General features: G+C 64.2%; 22 protein-coding genes and 1 tRNA gene. 7 read left to right on the top strand and 16 right to left on the bottom strand.

Annotated elements, in window-relative coordinates; all coding sequences use genetic code 11:
- Nucleotides 1-5 precede the first annotated feature (5 nt).
- The 4 genes from B1C78_RS03255 to B1C78_RS03240 all read left to right on the top strand — a co-directional run bounded on the left by B1C78_RS03255 (nucleotide 6) and on the right by B1C78_RS03240 (nucleotide 3,349).
- Nucleotides 6-485 (top strand): tripartite tricarboxylate transporter TctB family protein, encoded by a 480-nt coding sequence (locus B1C78_RS03255; protein ID WP_077277704.1) that lies wholly within the window; start codon nucleotides 6-8, stop codon nucleotides 483-485.
- Between the two features lie 36 nt (nucleotides 486-521).
- Nucleotides 522-1,517, top strand: coding sequence for a D-cysteate sulfo-lyase (cuyA, locus tag B1C78_RS03250; protein WP_077277703.1), 996 nt, complete (start codon nucleotides 522-524; stop codon nucleotides 1,515-1,517).
- Between the two features lie 146 nt (nucleotides 1,518-1,663).
- The gene (locus tag B1C78_RS03245; RefSeq protein WP_077277702.1) at nucleotides 1,664-2,413 is read left to right on the top strand and encodes a GntR family transcriptional regulator; all 750 of its coding nucleotides are present in this window, start codon (nucleotides 1,664-1,666) and stop codon (nucleotides 2,411-2,413) included.
- Nucleotides 2,414-2,449: 36 nt separating this feature from the next.
- The gene (locus B1C78_RS03240) at nucleotides 2,450-3,349 is read left to right on the top strand and encodes an AEC family transporter (RefSeq protein ID WP_245795283.1); all 900 of its coding nucleotides are present in this window, start codon (nucleotides 2,450-2,452) and stop codon (nucleotides 3,347-3,349) included.
- A gap of 166 nt (nucleotides 3,350-3,515) precedes the next feature.
- Here the strand turns inward: B1C78_RS03240 and B1C78_RS03235 are convergent, their stop codons facing one another.
- From B1C78_RS03235 to nagZ, 4 genes are all read right to left on the bottom strand, one after another.
- Nucleotides 3,516-4,262, bottom strand: a complete 747-nt coding sequence (locus B1C78_RS03235; protein WP_077277701.1) for an S-methyl-5'-thioinosine phosphorylase — start codon at nucleotides 4,260-4,262, stop codon at nucleotides 3,516-3,518.
- Nucleotides 4,263-4,358: 96 nt separating this feature from the next.
- Nucleotides 4,359-4,916, bottom strand: coding sequence for a hypoxanthine-guanine phosphoribosyltransferase (locus B1C78_RS03230; protein ID WP_077277746.1), 558 nt, complete (start codon nucleotides 4,914-4,916; stop codon nucleotides 4,359-4,361).
- A 58-nt stretch (nucleotides 4,917-4,974) separates the two neighbouring features.
- A complete protein-coding gene (locus tag B1C78_RS03225; RefSeq protein WP_077277700.1) occupies nucleotides 4,975-5,343 on the bottom strand; it encodes a DsrE family protein in 369 nt (122 codons plus the stop codon).
- A gap of 186 nt (nucleotides 5,344-5,529) precedes the next feature.
- A complete protein-coding gene (gene nagZ, locus B1C78_RS03220; RefSeq protein ID WP_077277699.1) occupies nucleotides 5,530-6,573 on the bottom strand; it encodes a beta-N-acetylhexosaminidase in 1,044 nt (347 codons plus the stop codon).
- A 771-nt stretch (nucleotides 6,574-7,344) separates the two neighbouring features.
- On the opposite strand from nagZ, the gene B1C78_RS03210 reads away from it, so the two are divergent.
- A complete protein-coding gene (locus tag B1C78_RS03210) occupies nucleotides 7,345-7,656 on the top strand; it encodes an Lpp/OprI family alanine-zipper lipoprotein (protein WP_077277697.1) in 312 nt (103 codons plus the stop codon).
- 138 nt (nucleotides 7,657-7,794) lie between these two features.
- On the opposite strand, the gene B1C78_RS03205 is transcribed toward B1C78_RS03210, so the two are convergent.
- Complete coding sequence (locus tag B1C78_RS03205; protein WP_245795282.1) at nucleotides 7,795-9,018, bottom strand: L,D-transpeptidase family protein; 1,224 nt, start codon at nucleotides 9,016-9,018, stop codon at nucleotides 7,795-7,797.
- 23 nt (nucleotides 9,019-9,041) lie between these two features.
- Complete coding sequence (gene uvrB, locus B1C78_RS03200; protein ID WP_077277696.1) at nucleotides 9,042-11,063, bottom strand: excinuclease ABC subunit UvrB; 2,022 nt, start codon at nucleotides 11,061-11,063, stop codon at nucleotides 9,042-9,044.
- A 120-nt stretch (nucleotides 11,064-11,183) separates the two neighbouring features.
- On the opposite strand from uvrB, the gene B1C78_RS03195 reads away from it, so the two are divergent.
- Together B1C78_RS03195 and B1C78_RS03190 are read left to right on the top strand one after the other, a co-directional pair.
- The gene (locus tag B1C78_RS03195) at nucleotides 11,184-12,365 is read left to right on the top strand and encodes a pyridoxal phosphate-dependent aminotransferase (RefSeq protein ID WP_077277695.1); all 1,182 of its coding nucleotides are present in this window, start codon (nucleotides 11,184-11,186) and stop codon (nucleotides 12,363-12,365) included.
- Nucleotides 12,366-12,557: 192 nt separating this feature from the next.
- Nucleotides 12,558-12,633 (top strand) — tRNA-Asn (locus tag B1C78_RS03190).
- 150 nt (nucleotides 12,634-12,783) lie between these two features.
- On the opposite strand, the gene B1C78_RS03185 is transcribed toward B1C78_RS03190, so the two are convergent.
- The 10 genes from B1C78_RS03185 to B1C78_RS03135 form a co-directional block, all read right to left on the bottom strand.
- Complete coding sequence (locus tag B1C78_RS03185; RefSeq protein WP_077277694.1) at nucleotides 12,784-13,044, bottom strand: hypothetical protein; 261 nt, start codon at nucleotides 13,042-13,044, stop codon at nucleotides 12,784-12,786.
- A 125-nt stretch (nucleotides 13,045-13,169) separates the two neighbouring features.
- Nucleotides 13,170-15,311 carry a phage tail tape measure protein gene (locus B1C78_RS03180; RefSeq protein WP_139349784.1) on the bottom strand — a complete coding sequence of 714 codons (2,142 nt, stop codon included), beginning with the start codon at nucleotides 15,309-15,311 and terminating at the stop codon, nucleotides 13,170-13,172.
- Between the two features lie 15 nt (nucleotides 15,312-15,326).
- A complete protein-coding gene (locus B1C78_RS03175) occupies nucleotides 15,327-15,596 on the bottom strand; it encodes a hypothetical protein (RefSeq protein WP_077277692.1) in 270 nt (89 codons plus the stop codon).
- A 693-nt stretch (nucleotides 15,597-16,289) separates the two neighbouring features.
- Nucleotides 16,290-16,709: a hypothetical protein gene (locus B1C78_RS03165; protein ID WP_077277690.1), complete on the bottom strand. Its 420-nt coding sequence runs from the start codon at nucleotides 16,707-16,709 to the stop codon at nucleotides 16,290-16,292.
- Nucleotides 16,706-17,737, bottom strand: coding sequence for a phage major capsid protein (locus B1C78_RS03160; protein ID WP_077277689.1), 1,032 nt, complete (start codon nucleotides 17,735-17,737; stop codon nucleotides 16,706-16,708). Before B1C78_RS03160 ends, B1C78_RS03165 begins: the two co-directional genes overlap by 4 nt.
- 68 nt (nucleotides 17,738-17,805) lie before the next feature.
- Nucleotides 17,806-18,189 (bottom strand): hypothetical protein, encoded by a 384-nt coding sequence (locus tag B1C78_RS03155; protein ID WP_077277688.1) that lies wholly within the window; start codon nucleotides 18,187-18,189, stop codon nucleotides 17,806-17,808.
- An 842-nt stretch (nucleotides 18,190-19,031) separates the two neighbouring features.
- Nucleotides 19,032-20,504 (bottom strand): DNA primase family protein, encoded by a 1,473-nt coding sequence (locus B1C78_RS03150; RefSeq protein ID WP_077277687.1) that lies wholly within the window; start codon nucleotides 20,502-20,504, stop codon nucleotides 19,032-19,034.
- A gap of 11 nt (nucleotides 20,505-20,515) precedes the next feature.
- On the bottom strand, nucleotides 20,516-20,719 hold the full coding sequence (locus tag B1C78_RS03145; RefSeq protein WP_077277686.1) for a helix-turn-helix domain-containing protein: 204 nt from the start codon (nucleotides 20,717-20,719) through the stop codon (nucleotides 20,516-20,518).
- Between the two features lie 84 nt (nucleotides 20,720-20,803).
- Complete coding sequence (locus tag B1C78_RS03140) at nucleotides 20,804-21,313, bottom strand: hypothetical protein (RefSeq protein ID WP_077277685.1); 510 nt, start codon at nucleotides 21,311-21,313, stop codon at nucleotides 20,804-20,806.
- Nucleotides 21,310-22,629 carry a tyrosine-type recombinase/integrase gene (locus B1C78_RS03135; RefSeq protein ID WP_077277684.1) on the bottom strand — a complete coding sequence of 440 codons (1,320 nt, stop codon included), beginning with the start codon at nucleotides 22,627-22,629 and terminating at the stop codon, nucleotides 21,310-21,312. Before B1C78_RS03135 ends, B1C78_RS03140 begins: the two co-directional genes overlap by 4 nt.
- Between the last annotated feature and the right edge of the window lie 367 nt (nucleotides 22,630-22,996).

Below are 22,996 nucleotides of genomic sequence, written 5' to 3'. Positions count from 1 at the left end.
TCATCATGAATGCCAAGAACTTCAACACGGACATCATCGCGGGTCTCGGTGCGCTGGGCCTGGCCCTTGTGTTCTGGTTTGCGAGGGAGCCCTGGACACCCCTCAGCGCCCGCTGGCCGAACGCCATTCTCGTGTTCATTTTTGCCAGTGCCGCCTTTCTCCTGGTGCGTGCCTTCATCAGGCCCGAACGGGGCCCGATCTTCGATGAAGGCAGCAAACTCCGGATGCTGATCGCGGCGGCCCTGCTGATCCTCTGGGCGTCCCTGATCGAGCATCTGGGTTTCATGGTCACCAGTGTCCTGGTGTTCTATGGCTTCTGGTGGTACGTGACCCGTGCCGCCAAGAAGGTCGAGGGGGATACCTCCCCCATCAGTCTGTTCGCCTACCTGCGCGCCGCAGTGGTGACCGTTCTGCTGGTGGGCAGTTTCCACTTCATATTCACGAAGTACCTGTACGTGCCGCTGCCACGCGGCATCCTGATGTGATGACCCCTGATCTCTTGACCGAGGAGTAGCCAGTTAATGCACTTGTCCCGATTCCCGCGCCTGCATTTTGCGCACCTCCCCACCCCGCTGGAGCCCATGGAGTCTCTCTCGAAGCTGCTGGGCGGTCCGCGGCTGTGGATCAAGCGAGACGACTGCACGGGACTGGCCACGGGGGGCAACAAGACACGCAAGCTGGAGTTCCTGATGGCCGATGCCCTGGAGCAGGGATGCGACACCGTCATCACCCAGGGCGCGGTGCAGTCCAACCATGCCCGGCAGACGGCGGCCATCGCAACCAGGCTGGGACTCAAGTGCCATATCCTGCTGGAAAACCGCACCGGGGCCTCGGATCGTGACTACCTGGACAACGGCAATGTGCTCCTGGACAGGCTGTTCGGTGCGAGTGTCAGCCTGCGCCCCGGCGGTTCGGACATGGCCAGGGAGATGGACATGCTCGCGGAGCAGCTGCGCGAGGGTGGACACAAGCCCTATATCATTCCGGGCGGCGGCTCCAACCCCGTGGGTGCCCTGGGCTACGTGAACGCCGCCCTCGAACTGCTGGCCCAGGCCAACAGCATGGGGCTGCGTATCGACCACGTGGTGCACGCCACCGGCAGCGCCGGCACCCAGGCGGGGCTGGTCACCGGCCTGAGCGGCGCACGCAGCGGTATCCCCGTGCTCGGAATCGGTGTGCGTGCGCCACGGGAAGCGCAGGAGAAGGCCGTGTTCGACCTGGCCTGCCATACCGCTGATTACATGGGGCTCGGCGACATCATTGCCCGGGAGGACGTGGTCGCCAACTGCGATTACGTGGGCGAGGGATATGCCCTGCCCACCGAAGGCATGGTGGAGGCCGTGAAACTACTTGCCACCAGCGAGGCGATCCTGCTGGACCCGGTCTACTCGGGCAAGGGCATGGCGGGTCTGATCGACCTCGTGCGAAACGGCCGCTTCCGCAAGGACGAGAACGTCGTCTTCCTGCACACCGGCGGCAGTGCGGCGCTATTCGGGTACCCGGACCTGTTCGCTTGAAGCGGATGCTCTGCCGCAGCAGCTGATCTGCGGTCACCTCGGTTTCCACGTATCTGAATGATTCGGGTAACATAGCTGAGTCAGATGGATTTTCCGGTACTTTCCGCAAGACCCATCTCTAACACGGACACGGAGATCCTGCATCGATGAACGGGACGATCAGCGCAGCGGATATCGGTCGGGGGCCCCTCTACAAGCGGGTCAAGAGCCTCCTGACCCAGAGCCTCGCCGACGGCGAGTGGAAACCCAATGAGGCCATACCCAGCGAATCGCGCCTGGCAGAACGTTTCGACGTCAGCATCGGCACGGTGCGCAAGGCCATCGACGAACTGACGGCCGAGCGCATCCTGGTGCGCCAGCAGGGCCGCGGCACCTTCGTGGCCGCGCACACCCAGAGCCGCTTTCTCTATCACTTCTATCATGTTGTCGACGAAGACGGCATCAAGCGATTCCCCACACCGGAACTCCTGCAGTTCCGGCGTATCCGCGCCGAGCAGAACGTGGCGACGCGGCTCGGGCTCGACAAGGGTGCACGCGTGATCCATGCGCGCAACCTGTTGCGCATCGAAGGGTATCCTGTCGAGGTGAATGACATCTACGTGGATGCGGAGGTGTTCGAGGGTCTGGACCGCGACACCTTCAGCAACCGGCCCGGCACCATATACCAGCTCTACCAGGAGCGTTTCGGCCTCAATATCATCCGCACCTCCGAGCAGTTGCGTGCCGTGGCAGTGGACGAGAGCGAGGCAAACCTGCTGGATATCGAGGTCAACGCGCCGGTGCTCCAGGTGGACCGTATCGCCTTCACCTATCACTCCAAGCCCGTGGAGTATCGCCGCTCGCTGGTCAACACCTCCCGCCACGTCTACCAGAGTGACCAGGAAGCCACTGGCTGAGAGGCAAGCATGCCTGCATAGCCGTGCGCGTGGGGGATGCCGCCGGTGAGCGTGGCCTCCCTCCTCGTCCCGACCATCACCCTTGTCCTGATGGGGTACCTGCTGCGCCGCTATGGCGGCTTCAGCCAGTCCTTCTGGTCAGACCTGGAACGGCTCATCTACTACGTTCTGTTCCCTGCCCTGCTATTCGGGGCGCTGGCCAGTCGCCCCCTTCAACTGGATCAGGCCAGCCCGATGATCTACACCGGCGTAACGTTCATCGTGCTGGGGATCGTGCTGGGCTACGGTGCACGTTGGTGGTTCGGACTGTCGGCGATCTCTTTCGCCTCCGCCTTCCAGTGCGCCTTTCGATTCAACGGCTATATCGGCTTTGCCGTTCTGGGCGCGCTCTATGCCCAGGACGGCATCGCAGCCTTTGGTCTGCTCACCGGGTTCATGGTACCGCTGGCCAATGTGGCATCCGTGTGGGCCCTCGCCCATCACGGCGAGGGACGGATGTGGCGGGAGATCATCGGCAATCCGCTGATCCTGTCCACCTTCGCGGGACTGGTCTGGTCAGCGCTGGGCCTGCCGTTGCCCGCCATGGTGGACACGACGCTGGAGTTTCTCGGCTACACGGCCTTGCCCATGGGTCTGATCGCCGTGGGCGCCGGCCTGCGCCTGGTGATTTCCGGGCGCCAGATGGGCGCCGTGGCCTACCTCACGGCCATCAAGCTGCTGGCCCTGCCCGCTGTCGCCTGGTGGGTGGGCGGGATGTTCGGTCTGCGGGCCGAGTACCTGGCGGCTGCCGTCATCATGGCCGCGCTGCCCACCGCCTCCTCCGCCTATATCCTGACCGTCCGCATGGGCGGCGACGGCCCCCTGGTGGCGTCCATCGTGGCCGTCAACATGATCGCGGCGATCGTGACACTGCCGATATGGCTTGCGGTTTTATGAAGTAAGAAGTGTGAATTGGGAAGTGAGAAGTAATGCCGGGGCCTGCAACCACCCGCTGGTAAGAGCCGGACATGGTTTTTCGCTCCCTCTCCCTCAGGGAGAGGGTTGGGGTGAGGGTGGCTTCTATTCCCACTTCCCAATTCACACTTCTTACTTCTTCTTACTTCTACAGCGCTTTGATCGTCGCCTCCAGTACACGGCGCACGTTGGCCATGGCGGCATCCAGGTTTTCCCTCACCTCGTCCATGGTGATGACGCCTTCGCCGCGACCTGCGGCCCAGTTGGCCACCACGGCGCAGGTGGCGTAGGGGAGTTCCAGTTCGCGGGCGAGCACGGCTTCGGGCATTCCGGTCATGCCCACGAGGTCGCAGCCGTCACGCTCCAGGCGATCGATCTCGGCCGCGGTTTCAAGGCGCGGGCCCTGGGTGGCGCCGTAGGTACCCTGTTCAACTGCATCGATCTTGATGGTGCGCGCCGCCTCGATCAGTTTGCGACGCAGATCGGCATCGTAGGGCTCGGTGAAGTCCACGTGCACCACGTGGGTGAGATCCTTGTTGAAGAAGGTGTGTGCACGCGACCAGGTGTAGTCGATGATCTGGTTGGGAAAGACGAGGCGTCGCGGGCGCATCTCGGCGGTGATTCCGCCCACGGCCGCCACCGCCACCACCGCGCTGACACCTGCGTGCTTAAGGGCCCACACGTTGGCCCTGTAGTTCACCTGGTGAGGCGGAATGGTGTGGCTGTAGCCATGGCGGGCGAGAAAGACCACCTCGCGACCGGCGAGTATGCCATGGGTCAGCGGACCGGAAGGTTCGCCATACGGCGTATGCATGACCTCCCGGCGTGAGATTTCCAGCCCCTTGAGCGAGGTCAGGCCGGTACCGCCGATAATGGCGAGGATGGTATCAGTCATGGTTCAGGATCCGTGGGCTGCTTGAGGTGCGGCCGGGCCGGGAGGAAAGGGGATGAGCGGGATAACGCATCCGGCAGACTCCGTTTGCCAGGGTGATTACATCCCCTTCACCGCGTAGATGCCCGGGGCATTGCGGAGGTACTCCTTGTAATCCATGCCGTACCCGAACACGTAGTGGTCATCCACCTCCACGCCGACGAAATCTGCCTGGATGCGCGGGTCGCGCCGCCCATGGTGCTTGAGGACGAGGACCGCGCTGTACACCGAGGCGGCTTCGTGCTGACGGCAATAATCCAGGATGCCCGCCAGCGTCCGGCCTTCGTCCAGTATGTCGTCGATCACCAGGACCGTGCGACCCGCCAGCGGTAGCTGTGGTCTGACCAGCCAGTGAAGCTCAGCGGCACCTTCCACGTCTCCGCGGTAACGCGTGGCGTGCAGGTAATCCACTTGCAGGGGAAACGAAAGGCGTGTGAGCAGATGTCCAGCTGCCACCAGGCCACCGTTCATGACACACAGGACCAGGGGATCGCGTTTGGCAAGGGCTTCGGTGATCTCACGGCCCATGCGATCCAGGGCAGCTTCCACTGCGGACTGATCGTGGAGGCAATCGGCCTCCTGCCAGACCCGGAGTGCCTGTTCGGCGGTGACCGTCACGCGCCCGTCGTCCGCGGACGCGTCGAGAGCAAACACGCTGCGCGGCGAGCAACGCCCATCAGTAGGTAAACGTGACCGTGTCGTCGTCCATGGCCTCACTGATCACGTAAGCGCCGCCAACGGTTTCCTCGATCTCGGGAATCAGATCATCACCCCAGAGATCCAGCGTGGGGGTACATACCTTGAACTTGACCCCGGCCTCCGCGGCATCCTTGATGAACTCGTATACCGATTTGGGGCTGCCTTCCTGTACAAACAGTTTCTCGGCCACGCCCTTTTTGGCGAGTTCCCCGGCACGACCCGTCATCACCACTTCCACCTCGTATTCCATGGCGGCTGCCACCGTGGCCTGGAAAAAGGGCGCACCCAGTTCGGACGGGTTGGTGGGGTCGGTGTTGACCATGACAATCAGCAGCTTGTCAGCCATAGCGGTTCATCTCCGGGAAAGGGTCGTGTCTGAAGCAAAGTGCGGCATTATAGGGGCCTCACAAAACCATGGCCAGTCGCCCGACAGGGCCCGCAGTCGGGGTCACGATGACCCATTATAGCGCGATGGCGCCAAGCCGTTCCGAGGCCCGGCGGACCTCCCTCAAGCCCCGTCGGGCGTGTTCAGTCAGACATCCAGTTCCATCAGCGGTGAATCGTGCAGACCTTCCAGGGTCTCGTGCGCGCGGCGCCAGGCCTCAGATGCGCGCAGCGCCTCCCATCCCGGACTTCTGCGGCCGTGCATTCGCGCGAGGCGCGCGATGGACACGGGGTCCGGGTCCTCGTCCAGGGCGTCCATCACGCGGCGCGCCGCGTCCGGGTGATTGCATACCAGGACCATGTCGCACCCGGCACGCAGTGCGGCCCGGGCCCGGTCGGGATAGTCACCCATGCACTCCGCGCCGGCCATGCTCAGGTCGTCACTGAAGATGACGCCCCCGAAACCCAGTCGGCGGCGCAGGATCTGGTTCAGCCAGTACGGCGAGAATCCGGCCGGATGGCGGTCACACTGCGCGTAGACCACATGGGCGGGCATGATCCCGGCGAGTCCGTAACGGATCATGCGTTCGAACGGGAGGATGTCCGACTCCAGTTCATTCAGATGACGGGAATCCACGGGCAGGGCCAGGTGCGAATCCTCGCGCACGCCGCCATGGCCGGGGAAGTGCTTGCCCACCGCTTCCATGCCGGCGTGCTGCATGCCGCTCATGAAATGGTGGGCAAGGTCCGCCACCACTTCCGGGTCCCGGTGAAAGGCGCGATCCCCGATGACACCACTGATCCCGTGACTCAGATCCAGCACCGGCGCGAAGCTGAAATCCACGCCGGCCGCCCGCAACTCCGCGGCCATCAGCCACCCCGCCATGCGGGCCAGTTCCCGGCCGCGACCGTGATGGGCATCGTACTGCGTTCCCAAACGGGCCGCACTCGGCAGGCGGGTGAAACCTTCCCGAAACCGTTGCACGCGCCCGCCCTCATGGTCCACCGCCACCAGCAGACGCGGTGTACGCAGGGCGTGGATGTCAGCCACCAGTTCAGTGAGCTGTTCGAGGGATTCGAAGTTGCGGGTAAAGAGGATCACCCCGCCCGCCCGCGGATGGCACAGCAGCCGGCGTTCCGCCTCGGTGAGGCAGATCCCTTCGACATCCAGCATCACGGGACCCAGAGACATGGCCGGGTTTCCTGTTGGTCGGGTGTGTATTGCAGCCGATTGTAGCGGAACGCCCGGGCCTGACGCTGCATGTTGCCTTCGAAGCTAGTGTCCTGAGTCAGAGATTCGTTGCATTTCAGAGCCCCGCACAAGACCCAAGGCAAGGCGCGGGCCGAAGGCAATGGCAAGCCCTTGGCAAGGACCGCACCCATCTGCCGGGAGNNTCGCTCGAGCGCCTTGCCGCGCATCCCGTACAGGCCCGCTGAAATGCAACGAATCTCTGACTCAGGACACTAGTGGACCCCTCGATGCCTGAAGCCATCAAACGGCTGTCACGCGCATTGATGCCGACAAGCCCTGGAGCGGAAAAAAAAGGGGTGCCGGTGGCACCCCAAGAGCAGGAGGAGTCTTGAAACATGGCCGACAGCGTGCGAATCACAAGCCATCGGACACACGTGTTGGCACGTGCATAAGGCGTACCAAATCCATTTTCTCCTTTTTTTCATACAGTTATGACTGACCATGTTGTCGTCGATGCACCACTGTCAGGCAGGCATACACCGGCATGTGCAGCGCTGGTGCATGATCACTGACAGCTGACGGCTGAGAGCTGAAGGCTCAATCCGCGTTCGAAGTCGTGACCGTGTTCCGGATTGTGACACGGGCCGTGATGGATATTGTTTACAGACCGCGCGGTCCTGCTAACATGATGAGTGCAAGGGCGCTTCCTTGCCGGTTTCCCGGTTCGGATCGTCCGGCACTTTCCCCCAAACCCATTTCAGGGAGTCTCCAATGACCAATACCATCAAACGAGTCAGTGCATTCTCGGCCCTGGCCCTGGCCCTTGCCTTACTGGGCGGCTGCGCCTCGACGGCGGATGTCCAGGAGGCTCGCACGTCAGCGGATGAGGCCGCTGCTGCCGCGGCCCAGGCTCGCACCGAGGCAGGCCAGGCCCGTACGGCTGCGGAACAGGCCACGCGCACGGCCAACGAGGCGCGCAACATGGCTGCTGAGGCCAATCGCAAGGCCGATCAGGCGCTGGAGGAGACCGCGCGTTTGCGTGAGGCGATGGAGCGCATGTACGAGCGGGGTGCCGTCAAGTAACACCGCGGCATTGGTGCTCAACTGAGTGGACAACGGGCGCCTGAACCGGCTGCCCGTTGTCCCGAAGACGCCGGAATCCGGGCAAACGGACTCGCCCGGCATCCGGACACTTGCGATTCAGGACGTGCAGCAATCCCTTCAGTGCGCAGGGCGAGCCATGCGCACGAGGTGGGCTTGCTCATTCACCACCTTACGAACTTCCTCAAGCAGGGCCTGCGCCTCCGTCGCATGGGCGGCCGGGCCTGCCAGCACTCGGGTCATGTCCTGGCCCTCGCGACGGTAACTCTCTATCCGCACCTCAAAACCGGCCTGCTCCATGCGCTGGGCAAGACGTTGCGCGTTGTCGGCGTTGCCGAAACTGCCCAGCTGCACGTACCAGTCAGCGGGGTCGGACTGCGCGGCGTCTTCCAGGGGTATCGGCTCACCGGGGTCGATGTCGGCCACAACCGGTTCCTGCGGTACGTAGGTGCCCACGGGTTCGGGGATGCCCCTGCTCTCCCTGACGATCCGCTTCACCGCATCCCAGTCCACATTGGCCGCCCGGGTTTCCGTGGCGGCCACCACGGCCCGCACCGCGGGCGTCAGATTGCTGGATTCCTCGAGTTCATCCAGGAACGGATGGGCCTCCATATAGAGCGTATCGCCTGACCATCCCGCCTTGACCGGCTCGTTCACGATATGCACGTCGGTACCCACGGGTACGCGACTGAAGAGGTGTTCGATGTCCTCGGGACCCAACCGGATGCAACCGTGCGTGGCGCGCATGCCGATGCCCAGCGGCCAGTTGGTGCCGTGGATCAGGTAGCTGGGGTTGCTCAGGCGCATGGCGTATTCGCCCAGGGGATTGTCAGGCCCGGGCGGGACGCGCGCCGGAAGCGGCTCGCCCCGGGCGGCAAAGGCTTCGCGGATCGAGGCAGGCGGGTGCCATGTGGGTTGTTCCCGCTTCTCAATGACCCTGAGCGTGCCCAGGGGCGTGTTCCAGTCCATCTGGCCGATGCTGACCGCGTAGGTCATCAACCGGTCGTCTCCCACGGTGAAGTCGTAGAGCCGCATTTCCGGGAGATTGATGACAATGCCGGAGCGATGCGCCCGGGGCAGAATATGGCGTCGCGGCAGCACGATCCGTGTGTTCTCGCCGGGCAACCAGGCATCCACACCCGGATTTGCATTGCGGATGGCGTGGTAACCGAGCCCGTGGGCCCGTGCGATGTCAATCAGCGTGTCCTCATGACGCGAGTGTATTGTCATGAGTTCGCCCACCAGTTCCGACTCCGGATTCACCATGCGCAACGCAAGGCTTTCGGGGTCGGCGGTAACACCGGACGCTCCTGCCAGCAAGCCGCCAGCGATGACGGCTGACATCATCGATTTCAGGAGACACTTCATCAGGTACTCACCTCCGGCATGCCCAGGCTGCCTTTGCGCAGGTGTTCGATATGGTCGCGCAGCCGTGCAGCCTCTTCGAATTCCAGGTTTCGGGCGTGTTCAAACATTCGCGCCTCCAGCCTGGCGATCTCCCGGACTGCCTGTTCGGGCGAAAGGGCGTACTCCAGTTCCTCTTCCGCGACCCTGGCGTAGCGTCCGGCTGAGGCCATGGTACCACCGGCATAGGCGCCTTCCATGATATCCGCCACACGTTTCTCGATACTCTTCGGCGTAATGCCGTGCGCGGCATTGAATGCCAGCTGCTTCTCCCTGCGCCGTTCGGTCTCCTCCATGGCACGCGCCATGGAGCCGGTCACCGTATCCGCATACAGGATAGCCTTGCCGTGCACATTGCGCGCGGCGCGTCCGATGGTCTGTATCAAGGAACGGTCCGAACGCAGAAATCCCTCCTTGTCGGCGTCGAATACCGCCACCAGGGAGACCTCCGGCATGTCCAGACCCTCGCGCAGAAGGTTGATGCCCACCAGCACGTCGAACTTGCCCAGGCGCAGGTCACGGATGATCTCCACGCGTTCCACCGTGTCGATGTCGGAGTGAAGGTAACGCACGCGCACGCCGTGCTCATGAAGGTACTCGGTCAGGTCTTCCGCCATGCGCTTGGTCAGCGTGGTAATCAGCACCCGCTGGTCCGCGGCCACCCGGAGCCCGATCTCGGAGAGCACGTCGTCCACCTGGGTGCCCGCCGGGCGCACCTCCACCTCCGGGTCCACCAGCCCCGTTGGCCGCACCACCTGCTCCACCACCTGCCCTGCGTGCTCCAGTTCATAAGGGCCCGGCGTGGCGGACACGTAGATGGTCTGTGGCGCCAGGGCCTCGAATTCCTCGAATTTCAGGGGCCGGTTGTCCAGCGCCGAAGGCAGCCGGAAACCGTACTCCACCAGGGTCTCCTTGCGGGACCGGTCGCCCCGGTACATGCCGCCCAGCTGCGGGATGGTCACGTGGCTCTCGTCCACCACCAGGAGCGCCCCTTCGGGCAGATAATCGAAGAAACACGGTGGCGGTTCTCCGGCCTTGCGCCCGGACAGGTAACGGGAGTAGTTCTCGATGCCCGAGCAGTAGCCCACCTCCAGCATCATCTCGATATCGAACAGTGTGCGCTGTTCCAGGCGCTGGGCCTCCACCAGTTTGTCGGCGGCGCGCAATGCCTCCAGGCGTTCGCGCAACTCCGCCTTGATCTGCTCTACCGCACTGAGCAGCGTCTCACGGGGCGTGACGTAGTGTGTCTTGGGGTAGATGGTGAGCCGGGGCACCCGGCGCAGCACCTCTCCGGTGAGGGGATCGAAATAGGACAGCTGCTCCAGTTCATCGTCAAACAGTTCCAGGCGCACCGCCTCGCGTTCCGATTCGGCCGGATGGATGTCGATCACCTCGCCGCGCACCCGGTAAGTGCCGCGCCGAAGCTCCATGTCGTTGCGCGTGTACTGCAGTTCCGCCAGGCGACGCAGGATCTGTCGCTGATCCACCCGGTCGCCTCGCTTGAGGTGCATGACCATGTTCAGGTAGGCGTTCACGTCGCCCAGGCCGTAGATGGCCGACACGCTGGCCACGATGATGGCGTCCCGGCGCTCCAGCAGGGCCCGGGTGGCCGACAGGCGCATCTGCTCGATATGGTCGTTGATGGAGGCGTCCTTCTCGATGAAGGTGTCCGAGGACGGCACGTAGGCCTCCGGCTGGTAATAGTCGTAATAGGAGACGAAATACTCCACGGCGTTGTCCGGGAAAAACTCCTTCATCTCCCCGTAGAGCTGGGCCGCCAGGGTCTTGTTGGGGGCCAGGATGATGGTGGGCCGGTTCGTGCGCTGGATCACGTTGGCGATGGTGAAGGTCTTGCCGGAGCCGGTCACCCCCAGCAGCACCTGGTGGGCCAGGCCGTCGCCGAGGCCCTCCACAAGCCGGTCGATGGCCTCCGGCTGGTCGCCCGCCGGCGTATAGGTCGTCTTTAGCGAAAATTGGTCCCTCATCGGGCTTATCTTAGCAGCCGTCTTTGCGTATCATTTAGAACGTTTTGCGCCGTGTTCCGGCCCTGCTCCGGCACGGTCCTGTCAACCGCCCGATTCACAACCTGACTACCGGATACTACCGTGGACATCAAGCTCTCCACCCGCGTTCAGCGCATCAAGCCCTCCCCTACCCTGGCGGTGACCGCCCTCGCAGCGCAGCTCAAGGCTCAGGGCCGGGACATCATCGGCCTTGGCGCCGGCGAACCGGACTTTGACACGCCCGAGCACATCAAGGAGGCGGCCATCACCGCCCTGCATGCCGGCAAGACCAAGTACACCGCCGTGGATGGTATCCCCAGCCTGAAGCTGGCGATCATCGACAAATTCAGCCGCGACAACGGGCTGACCTACGAGGCGGACCAGATCCTGGTCTCCTGCGGCGGCAAGCACAGCATCTTCAACCTGTTCGAGGCGCTGCTGGACGAGGGCGACGAGGTCATCATCCCCGCGCCCTACTGGGTCTCCTACCCGGACATGACCCTGCTGGCGGACGGCAAGCCCGTGATCGTGACCACCGACCAGGCCCAGGGCTTCAAGATGAGCCCCGAGCAGCTCGATGCGGCCATCACGGACCGCACCCGTCTGCTTATGCTGAACAGCCCTTCGAACCCGACTGGCGTCGCGTACTCGCGCGACGAGCTGCGCGCACTCGGCGAGGTGCTGCTGCGCCATCCGCACGTGCTGGTGGCCACCGACGACATGTACGAGCACATCCTGTTCGGGGATCGCAGCTTCAGCAACATCCTGATGGCCTGTCCGGAGCTCTATGACCGCACCATCGTGCTCAACGGTGTCTCCAAGGCCTACTCCATGACCGGATGGCGCATCGGTTATGCGGGCGGTCCGAAGAAGCTCATCGGCGCCATGAAGAAGATCCAGTCCCAGAGCACCTCCAACCCGACCTCCATCGCACAGGCGGCGGCCGAGGCGGCGCTCATGGGCGACCAGAGCTGCGTGGCCACCATGTGCAGCGCCTTCCAGCAGCGTCACGACTATCTGGTGGAGGCCCTCAACGCCATCCCCGGCGTGGACTGCCTGCCCGGTGACGGCACCTTCTACTCCCTGCCCAGCGTCAAGGGCGCCATGGAGTCCCTGGGTCTGGAGACCGACACGGCCTTCTCGGAACGCCTGCTGGAGCACGGCGTTGCCCTGGTCCCCGGCTCCGCCTTCGGCGCCGACGGCCACGTGCGCATCTCCTTCGCCACCAGCATGGACAACCTCAAGCAGGCCGTGGCCCGCATCCGCCAGGCGGTGGAAAGCTGAAGACCGAAACACCCCCCTGTAGGTCGGCCTTCAGGCCGACGTGGGTGGCTCCGCTGGCCACGATCGTCGGGCTGAAGCCCCGACCTACACGGGATGCATCTGAAGGCCGTGCCAGCGGCATTGCCCTAACCAAGGACCGGGCCTCTGCCTTGACCCTGGCAGATGCCATCCATTAAGATTCGCGGCTTCCATTCCCCGGTAGCTCAGTCGGTAGAGCGGGTGACTGTTAATCACTAGGTCGGCGGTTCGAGCCCGTCCCGGGGAGCCAGAAAAACAAAGACTTAGGCCAGTTTATTGACTGGCCTTTTTCGTTTCAGGGTCTCAAATACCATAGAAATACCAGTCCCTGCGGCGGCCACAAAAAAGCCCCGCGCGGGGCGGGGCTCGGGTTCGTCACTTGAAACGGATTCAAGTGAGCTCAGGCCGCTTTCGGTTTCGCTGCGGCATCGATCAAATTGCCCAGAATATCATGGGCTTCATCCAGGTTGGATTGCGCGTCACGAGCAATGGTTGCGATGACGTGCAGGACCTCGTCGTCTTCTCCGTCCATTAGCCGGTACGCGAGCTTTTCAAGCGAAGACAGCACCACAAATGCGGCTTGGATCTTGATCGCCGCATCGGTCATTCCTTCAGCATCTGCTTTCTGGGCAGCGCGCGGGATAGAATTGGTGTCGCTCATGGTGGAACCTCCTAGTCAGGTTTTGCCGTGGGAAGTGCCGGGGGCGGCCTCATCCGCTCCCGGTGCGCTTTGAGTATAGCGCGCCTTTTGTCAAGTGTGCTTGACACGACTCGGAACAGGCGCGCTCACGAAAGCACCTGCTTGACCGCCATGCGGTTGCGCTGGACCGCCTGCACGATGGCCCGCTCCCCGTCGGCCGTGCCCAGGTAATCGGCGATGTTGCTGCGATCATCCACCAGCACCACGCGCACGCCGGCGCCGGCGTTGTCGCGGTGGCGCGGGTTGTCCTGAGTCAGGACCTCCTCGCCGCGCTTGAGGATGGCGAACTCCTCATCACCCGCAATGCCCCCACTGTGGTAGCGGGGGGCATCCAGAAAGGACGTCAAGGGCACCCGACGCACCGGTGCGGATTCGCCCGCCACGCCACCATCATGAAATACGCTGGCCAGGACGCCGCCGACAGCGCCGCCGAGCTGGCCCGTCCCGCCGAAATCCCCGAACAGCCGCGCGCCCAGCTGCGCGGCGATGGCCTCCGAAGCCATGCGCCGCAGGATGTCGACGAAGCCACGCAGCATGCCCTGCAACCCCTGCTCGAACGGATCGAACAGGAAGTCGGCGAATGCGGACTGGATGTTGCGCGCGCCCTGGATGGCGAACTGGGATGAAGCCGTCACCGCCTCTTCGGCGGCGCCTTCGAACTTCTCCTGGGCGTTGAACACGGCGCGGGCATAGGTGTCCCAGCTCAGCGCGCCGGCGTCGAGCAGTTCGTTGAGGTGCTCGATCTCGGCAGCGAGCTGCTCGGCAGGTGTGCGGGTGGCCTGGTAGATACGCTGGGCCTCGGTGGCCATGCGCTCCTGTGTCTGCACGCGCTCGCGCTCGGCCTCCGCCAGGGCCTCGACGGCGTCCAGCTCCCGGGCGTATGCCAAAAGCTGCTGCTGGCCTTGCTCCGTGAACTCCCGATAATTGCCGCGGCGGATCTCGTAGAGGATTTCCTCCTCCCTGGTGACGTGCCCGATGGTCTCCACCTGGCGGCGCATCCCCTCAATCGCCTTCTGCTCGGCGTCCGCGCGCTCCTGTGCTGCGCTTCTCGCGGCGTCGGCGCCCTCACCGAAGATCGCCTGCAACCGCGCGTTGAGCTTCTCGATCTCTGAGAGGCGCTCAGCGGTCTTTTCGGTGACATCCTCCGTGCCTTCGGTGGCGCGCTCCTGGGCGTTGTAGAGCGCGTCGTAGAATTCGACCAGGTTCTGCAGCGGCCCCTCGAAAGCCTGCGTCGCTTCCATGTGCTCGCGGATGGCGCGGGCGCCCTCGCGGTTGCCCCGGGCCAGCTGCTCCACGTATGCGATGCCGCCACCGATAGCCTCGCCCATGGCCTCGAGCGGAACGATGGCTGTACGTGTGCCCAGGGCAACCCACTTGATTAACTGATTGACGACCTTACCCAGGTTCTGGGCGAGCCCGTCCGCTTCGGTTGCGGAGTTACGCATCTCCTTTGAGATGACGAGCAGCGACGGGAGCATCTGTCCGACAAAGCCACGGGACGCGCCGCCGACGGCGCCCCGCAGCTCGTTCATGGTGTCGTTGAACTCGCGGGCAGCATCGGCCGTGTGCATATCAATCTCGCGCCCGTAGTCCCGGGCGCGCTGCTGCAGCTCGCGGATCCCGTCGGCGCCCTCGTCGAGCAACGGGATCAGATCGCCGGCGGAACGGCCGAAGATCTTCGTGGCCAGCGATGACTTGAGCGCCGGGTCCTCCACCATGGATAGCCGGTCGGCGGCATCAAGCAAAATCTCGCTGAAGGGGCGAACCTTGCCTTCGGCATCGAAGATGTCGAGGCCAAGCGCGCGCGCGGCGCGCCCCGCCTTGCCGCTGCCTTCACGGAACTGGTCAAGCCGGCGGATGAAGCCGTCATACGCGCGGCCGATGGAGTCGATGTTAGTGCCGGACTGCTCGGCCGCGAAGCCGAGCGTGCTGACGGTCTCCGCGCTCTCGCCGATACGCCGGGCCATCCTCCCCGCGGTGTCCGCCGCGGTGATCTGTGAGCGAATCAGGGCCCCCATGGAGGCGGCGCCCGCCAGGCCTGCGATGATGCCGGTAAGCCGGCGGGCCGTCATGGATACACGCCGCATCTGCTGGTCGGCAGGCTCCAGGCCGCGTTGCATCCGACGCCCGCTGTCGCGCATGTGTCGGGCGCTCTTCTCCATCTCCGTGCGCAGCGGCCCACCATCGCCTCGCAGGATCAGATTCAGGAAGGTGTCGCGCATTGACATTTATTGAATCTCCCGTCAGGTTTTTGGCCGCCCCAGGCTTGGGAAACGTGCCAGGACGCATTCGCGGGCTATGCGCTCCGCTTCTGGTGTCGGGGCGGGGAACTGGCTTGACAGGGTGTCTGCCCAGTGCCAATCGGGATTGAACAGCTTCAGGAGGCTGTCGATCTCCAGAAGGGTGTTGCGGAAGGCGGTGAGCTCTTCGGCACACTGGGCCGCGATCTCCTCCGCCAGCTCAGCCGCCAGCTTCGCCTGGCCGCGCTCAAGAGCGGCGATGCGCTCACGCATGGCTTGGTCAGTCACGCCGCCCCCCTGAGGAAATAGGTGGCACCGTCCCGCGGTGAGGATGCCCGCGGCCGGAGGTGCCTCGCTCCGGGGGAACCCCAACCCCCGAAGCCCGGTGCCATACTCGGCAAAACCCCGAGTCCGAGATGGCTTTACAACACAGTGTCTGCGCTGTCGCAGTGTCGCACTCGCCATGGGCGGCGATGACTGCGGCAACGCGACGAATCCACGCCCAGTGATCCTTCGTCAGGGCGTCGGCCATGGTCCAGGCGCGCCACATCGGCCGTATACGCTCATCGGGCCACGCGAACCGCAGCCATATGCGAGCGCATCGCGCGTCTTCCGAGCCGTTGATAGCGGAAGGGGGGCCGGAGACCTGATCCGCGAAACCGTGAAGGCGAGCCTCGGCGGCGTATCCCGCCAAATAGGTGGCTGCGCGCAGCGTGGCCAGGTACTGAAGCTGAGGGTGGATTGGCACGGCTACCGGCGCCAATGCCTCCTCCAGGGTACGCGTGGGCGGTGGACCCGGAACGGCGGGCTCCACTTGGCCGCCCGCGCCGTCGTCCGTGTCGTATACCACCGCTCGCCGATCCTCCTGCCAGCTGGAGGTCACAAGGCCCACCACCAGGTGCGCAGCTTCGTGGACGGACAGCGTGTGCCGGTCACGCGCATACTCAGGCCAGGCACGCCATTCGTTCACCACAACCGCTCCTCGGTGCGGTCCAGTGCGCCGCACTCCGGCGGCTCGCTCGGCACGTCTCCGTCAAGCTCCGGCTCTGGCGCGTTGCCCAGCGCCTCGAAGATCGGCGGCCACCACGGGATCAGATCGCCGGCGGCTCTACGCTCGGCCCGATACCGCGCGGCCAATGGCGTGGCCACGGCGATCAGCTCGCGCAGGGTCTCGCCGGCACGCTCACGCCAGTGGGCCCGCACGGCCGCAGCCATCGCATCGTAGGCTGCGGCCGTCGCGCGCTCGGCGTCGATTACCTTGCGGCGGGTCTCGGCCACCCGGGGCGCATCGGAGGCCTCCCGGGCCGCCTCCAGGCGATCCATGAGGCGGTCCAGCTCGCGAGCGTGCTTGTCCAGCTCGCGAGCGGCGCGGCGATAATCACTCATGCCGGACCACCGCGCAGCGCGCCGATGCGATCGATGACCACGAAGCCGACGTCAGCGCCGACCTGGAGCGCCACGCCATCGAACCCCCCAGGCCGGGGTTTCTGTTCGACTCGAACCGGGGGCGCGTTGCGCAGCTGCAGGCGGCCGACCACAGGCGCGGACTCGTAATCGGCGAACAGATACCAGCGGTTCTCCGGCAGGAACGGCGAGGCGATCACTTGCAAACGATCGCCCATCTCGCGTACCAGGCGCAGCGCCAGGCCCTCAAGGCGCGGCTCAACCGCCAGCACCGCCGCACCATGCCCGACGGGCTCATCCGGCCGGCGCCCCTGCAATCGCAGCAGGCCCATGGCTTGGTCCAGCGCGGTGGCACTCAGCTCATCGGCGAGGGCGGTCTGGGTGTCCGCGTGCCACATCGGCGCATCGTCGGAGAGCGTCGGATTGGACTCCAATAGGCCGTACAGAAGCCGCGCCTCCAGTCGCGCCGCGTTGCGCCCCAGCGCGGCGAACACGCCCGCGATCACAGCCCACTGATCGTTGATCAACGTCATGCGATGGATGCGTGCCAAGCGAACATACGACTGAAGCGCGCCGGTCTGACCGTCAAGGATCGACACCAAGTCGCCCTCGGCCACCTCGCCATTCTCGCCGGTCAACGGCAGGCCCGGATTCACGTCTACGGTTCCCAACGTGATTTCGCGAAAGTCGGTGACTTCTACCGGCTGGGTGATCAGGCGATGATCGGCGTTTGCGTTGTATCGGCGCACCGCCAAGTGGCCCAGGCCGCTGGCGAAGCCCGCGCCGAAGTCCTCGGTGGCGAGGCCACGCGCCATCGCATGGCGCGGGTTATGACGAAGCGGCGGGTGCGGATCGTTCGCGATGGCGGCCTCGCCGATGGTCGAGGCGAGCACGTCCAGGCTCATGCCGGCCACGCGCTCGGCGTCAGGATGCGCGCCGGCAACGTCGTAGCCCGAGCGTAGCAACAAGCCGTCGCTGATGGCGTCGCGGGAGAGAGGGATACGGGTCATGTGGTGCTCCGATATGTGTGCTTGATTGCAAGGTATCATCCAAATCGCTGACGATTCGCCGCGTGGCGTCAGCGCAGAAAATCGTAGAGCCGCCTTTGGCTCTGTGGCACGCGGCAGCCGCTCGCAAAGGCGCGCTGCAGCGTCTCGTCCAGGGGCGAGAGTTCGGCGTAGGGGTCACGGCGTAGCCGCCGAGCCACAACCATCAAGAAGTGATCGATGGCGCGTGCCATGCGGCCGGCCAGTTGCCACGGCGTCAACTCGCCGCCGGGGTCAAGCAAACTCGCGGCCTCGAGCAGGGCGCGATCTCTCAGAGCGGCGGCATCGTCCGGGTGCACTTCCAGGCGCCACACAGCATCGAGCAAGACACGCAGGGCGTCAGGCTCGACGCCGAGGTCAGTACCGACGCGGCGCAGCGTCTGGATGGTCACGGCGCGAGTGGCGGCGTCCATCATGATGCACAACCAAGAATCAACAACTCACCCTCAAAAAAGAAAATTGACCCCAGAAGACGCCCAACCAAGAATCAACAACTTAACGCTAGGTAAGGAAGGCTAACTACCTGAAATATCTTCAAAAAAAACGGGGATCGAATTACCCGTGTCAGACGTCTCGCGGAAGTACCTTCGTCGCTCGTTCTTGGCTCGGTGTCGGCACAAACTAGAGCAGTACTGCTGCCTTGGTTTTGCGCGCGTGAACACCTTCGAGCACCAGGCGCAGGAAGCCCTTTCCGGCACACCGGCCCAGCGCGCAGCTTTTTGCTTGGCACGGGCTGCCGCATCGGCTCGCGCCTTCATCTCCGGTCGGCATGTAGGGCAGTACTTCGGGCGAGCCCCTGCGGCCCAGAACACGAAGGCCTCACTGCATTCGGAGCAATGCGCGAAACGCTTCTCGCGCCGCGCCGCCTGGACGGTGTCGCTGCGGGAGCTGCGCGCTAAGTTGGAACGCCTACAGTCCAGCGGATCCGCGTTAAGGAATCGGACATCGCCGGGCTCTCCCGGCCCAAGCCCCATGACGAAGCGGTGCAACCGCACCATGCCACCAGGGGTGCTGCGCACCGCATAGATCCGGCCGCTGGCGGATGGTTTCGCTTTCCAAGACCAGCCGGCCACCCGGTAGTAATCCTCCGGGTCAACCATCGCATACCGGTGCTCACCAACTGCGTGACGGCCAGATAGCTCCACGAGCATGGGCCGCGCTGGTCCGCGTACCGGACATTTGTATCTATATCTATTCATACCCATATCCTTTCCCACGCGTGCAATAGAAAGGGACGCGGACCACCGTGGACCACGGGTCACGTACACCAGCCACAACCATCACCACTGCACCGCACACAGTCTGTCCGCCTCGGTCCGCGCGCGTCTGGAGCGGCAGCAGGCCGGTCGGCGGACGTGGCAAGGCGCAAGCCCCGGTAGACGCGGATACGGGAGCCATCGACGCGAGGGCGTGAGACCCCGATGCCAGGCACAGCGGCACGCAGATCTCGGCCAAAAGTTTGTTCCGTGCCTGGATGCGTTCGGCCGTGTTCTTCGCACCAGGTTTTCCACGTGTCGTAGATGTCCCCGCACGCCACTTCGCACCCGGCCTCCACCACGCAGCGCTCGCGGACGAACGCCCCCACGGGCGAGCTCAAGTCATGGATCTCCTCAATGGTGGCGACAGACTTCGACGGGATCTCGAAGCGGCCTCGCTCCACCAGGCGCCGGTAGCCGGCCATCGCCCAAACCAGGATGCCAGGCAGCTCCTGCACTAAGTGATCAATCAACTCAATGTCCTCGCGGCCAAAGAAGCTCTTCTCCAAGACCACGGGAACGAAGCGGCTTGCGAGGGCGCCGCTTGTATCATGCAGTCGCGGGACTTCGTTCGTAGCAATGACGAAACGTGCGCCCAACTGTGCAGTGAAGTCGGGCAAGAACTTTCGAGCGATCGCGACGTAATCCTGGCCGGACACTGACAAGAGACGCTCAGTGATCGCAGATTGGTCGGCGCGCCCGCCCAGCCGCGCATCCGAAATCGTGGCGAGCGCCTTTGCGATTAGCGGCTGCAAGCCGAACGGTTGCTCAAGCGATGAAAGCGTGACCGCGGCGGTACTGGCGCGGCCGATCAGGCGGGTTAGCACTCGCAGGATCGTCCCCTTACCGGAGCGCTTCGGGCCGATCAGAAGGAAAACTTTCTGAAGCGCGGTCTCGAGCGAGACCACATAGCCAAAGATCTCCTGGAGTGTGTTCATGGATTCCGCGTCCTCGCCGAAAACAGAATCCAGAAAATCCTCCCACTCAGGTGCCGTGGCCGCCGGGTCGTATGCCACCTCGAGCGCCGAAAGCGTGAACAAATTCGGATCCGGCGGGTCCAGTTCGCCCGTATCCATATTCAAGATGCCATTGGCGCATGCCACCAGGCCCGTGGCCGGCGGCGCGCCCGTTTCCAGCCAGCACGGGGGCTCGACGTCATCACCGATGAATGCGACGGCGCGCAGCGCATCCAAGACGTCACTGACGCGCGACCTCGTGGCCTTTAGCCCGGCAACCTCGAGGTGCGAATAAACCGAGGTGCGCACAGCATCGTCGCTGAGCGCCCGATATGCGCCGCGACGCCAGGCGAGGAATTCGCCTTGCCAGCGCACCAGGTGCCCGCCCCACATGAGAAGCTGACATTCTCGGGCCAGGTCGAGGGGTGCCGCATCAGAAGCCTCGGAGAGGCGCTTCGCGGGATCGGTCGAAAACACTTGGCGCATAGGCGGCACGCCGTTGGCGTCGTCGTCAGCCATGAGCGGCCAGCTCAGCGCGCGACCTGGTCGCGGGGCATGTCGTAGGTGTGCCGGTCGAGCCACGCATCCAGGTCATGCAGCCTGTACATGACCTTCCTCCCAGCACGCACCACGGGCGGGCCCCGGCGCTCGACGCGCCAGCGAATCAGGGAACGGCTCGACAGCCGCAGATAGTGAGCGGCCTCTTCGGTTGTGAGGAGTTTTGCTTCTGTCATTGCTGTCATCCATCGTCATCGACGGTGACAGCATGGCTTCAGTTGGCCGTAAAGTGTATAGAAATCAGCGGCCTATAAATCGGATTATTTTACGGTGCCCTTCATGTACATCTGATACGCGCGGTCCGCAGTACCCTCAGAACAGTGAGCCTCTTCGGCCACCTCGGAAAGTGCGCGTTTGAATCCTCCCCGTCCGTACTCGTCGATCTTGCGCGCGACCATCATTCCAACCCTGGCAAGCCTCTGATGGTCGGAGGCGGTCAACTTTGGCCTTCCCCGCTTGCCGCTACCCGTGCCACCACTGAGGTTCAGTGCGGCGGCCGGGTCATCGCCCTGCAGTATCTTGGTGAAGCACGCTGCCAGGTACTCCATCAATTCGGTGCGTGGTGGGGGCTCCGCCTCACTAATAACCGTTATTAGTGAGGCGCGGCGGCGGGATACGTCATTGCAGAACCACGCGAGCAGTTGTTTCGCGGCGTAGTGATCGCCACGCTCTGCCAACTCGATCAGGCCGGGGATCGAGCGCAGCTTCTCGTTGGCCTCCCAGACCTTGCGTATCGGATGATCGGACGGGATCTTGGGATCGTCTGTCATGCCCTTGCCCCCAGCGCCACCACCTTGCCGGCCTTCTTCTTCGGCGCCATGAGGCCCGCCAGGTGGCGCTCCCACTTGCGCAGCGCCTCGCGCTTCTCGGTCGTGTAGGCGTGCCGGTCGTAGTGCTTGTCCTGCAGGCCTCCGATGCCGTGAGAAAGCACGTGCGCCCGGATGTCCTTGCCGATCCCCAGGCGGGCCATCTCGGTCTCCACGGTGCGGCGCACGTCCCGGAGATTGAAGGACGGCCAGCCGTTCGCGTCGATCAGCTCCCGCAGGTACTTCCCCGGCTCGCCCGGATACATCGCGGCGCCTCGACTGGCGAACAGGAACGGGGGTCCCTGATCCTCACTTTCATCCGATGACAGTGAGCGGGCTCGCTCCACCAGCCCGCGGACGATGGAGGCGGCCACGGGTCCCAGGGGCAGGACGTGGACGCGGGGTTGCGCCCGCTTGCCCTTGCCGTCGTACAGGGTGAGGGTCTTGTGTTCGGCGTCGTAATCCGAGAGCTTCGCCCTGAGCAGCTGGCTCATGCGCTGGCCGCCGGCGTACAGGGCCAGCTTCAGCGCCTTTTGCTGCAGGTCCTCGCCCTCGATGGCGTGCAGGTAGTTGACCAGCTCCTTGCGCGTGAGCACGCGTTCAGACGTACGCACCGGGATCACGGCAATGGGAGCGGTTGGGTCCGACTGGACCCCGTAGTCCTTCAGCTCGGCGGGCAGGAGTGGATCGTAGGGCGCCCGCATCGCGATTGAGTACGCCGCGCGCAGGTAGGCGCGCACCTGGTCGGCCGTGCGCTCCTTGCCCTCCCCCGCCACCTTGCGGATGATCGTCATCACGTCATCGGGCACGATCTCCCGGGCCGGCTTCTTCGCCAAATCCGGCTGCGCGTCGATCACATGGCGCTTCAGTCGGCGATAGGCTTCCCCGGCGCTTGGCTTGCCCCGCGCCTTCAGATAGGCGTGATAATCGCCGATCAGGGCCTCCAGGGTATTGCGCCCTTCCCGGGTATCCCTGCGGGCCTGCTTGGCGGCCTCGATGGCAGCGCGGCGCTCGGCTTTCAGGTCCCGGCCCTGGGCGAAGGCCTTGCGCATGTCCTCGGCCTCCAGCCTGGCGGCGGTCAGCGACCAGTCGGCCACCTTGCCGATCACAGCCCGCTTGTCGATGCCGTTGTACGCGTAGCGCACGAAATAGGACTTTACCCCCTTGGGGGACACCGTGACGCCAAATCCGGACGGCGCCTTCTTGTCGTCGTCGTAGATCACCTGCAGCTTCCCGGTGGCCGGGATCTGCTCGATAAAGGGCTTCGTGAGCTTCGCCATGTTTCACCAAATACCAGTCCAAATACCACTGGCAATGTACAACTTGCGGCATCCTATGTCACTAGGCGGCATTTAATGGCGAAGGAAAACGGCGCGTAAGCCATTGATGAAAAAGGCTTGATTCCTGTAAGTGCCTGATGGTATTTGATAATCCGGAACCTGGTGGACCGGCCATGGCCGGGACTGTTAATCACTAGGTCGGCGGTTCGAGCCCGTCCCGGGGAGCCAGGCTCCACAGAGAATGCCCTGACAGTATCTGTCGGGGCTTTTTCATTTGAGGGGCTCCGAACGGGCTCTCACCGCCTTCGGGGTTGATCCGCGCCATCCATGGCGCGGCCCCTTCGGGCGCGCTTCACGCGTCCGGAGC

This window comes from Thioalkalivibrio denitrificans (genome assembly GCF_002000365.1).
GTDB lineage: Bacteria > Pseudomonadota > Gammaproteobacteria > Ectothiorhodospirales > Ectothiorhodospiraceae > Thioalkalivibrio_A > Thioalkalivibrio_A denitrificans.
The sequence above is the reverse complement of the archived record's forward strand: the minus strand, read 5'-3'. Positions and strand labels throughout refer to the sequence as shown.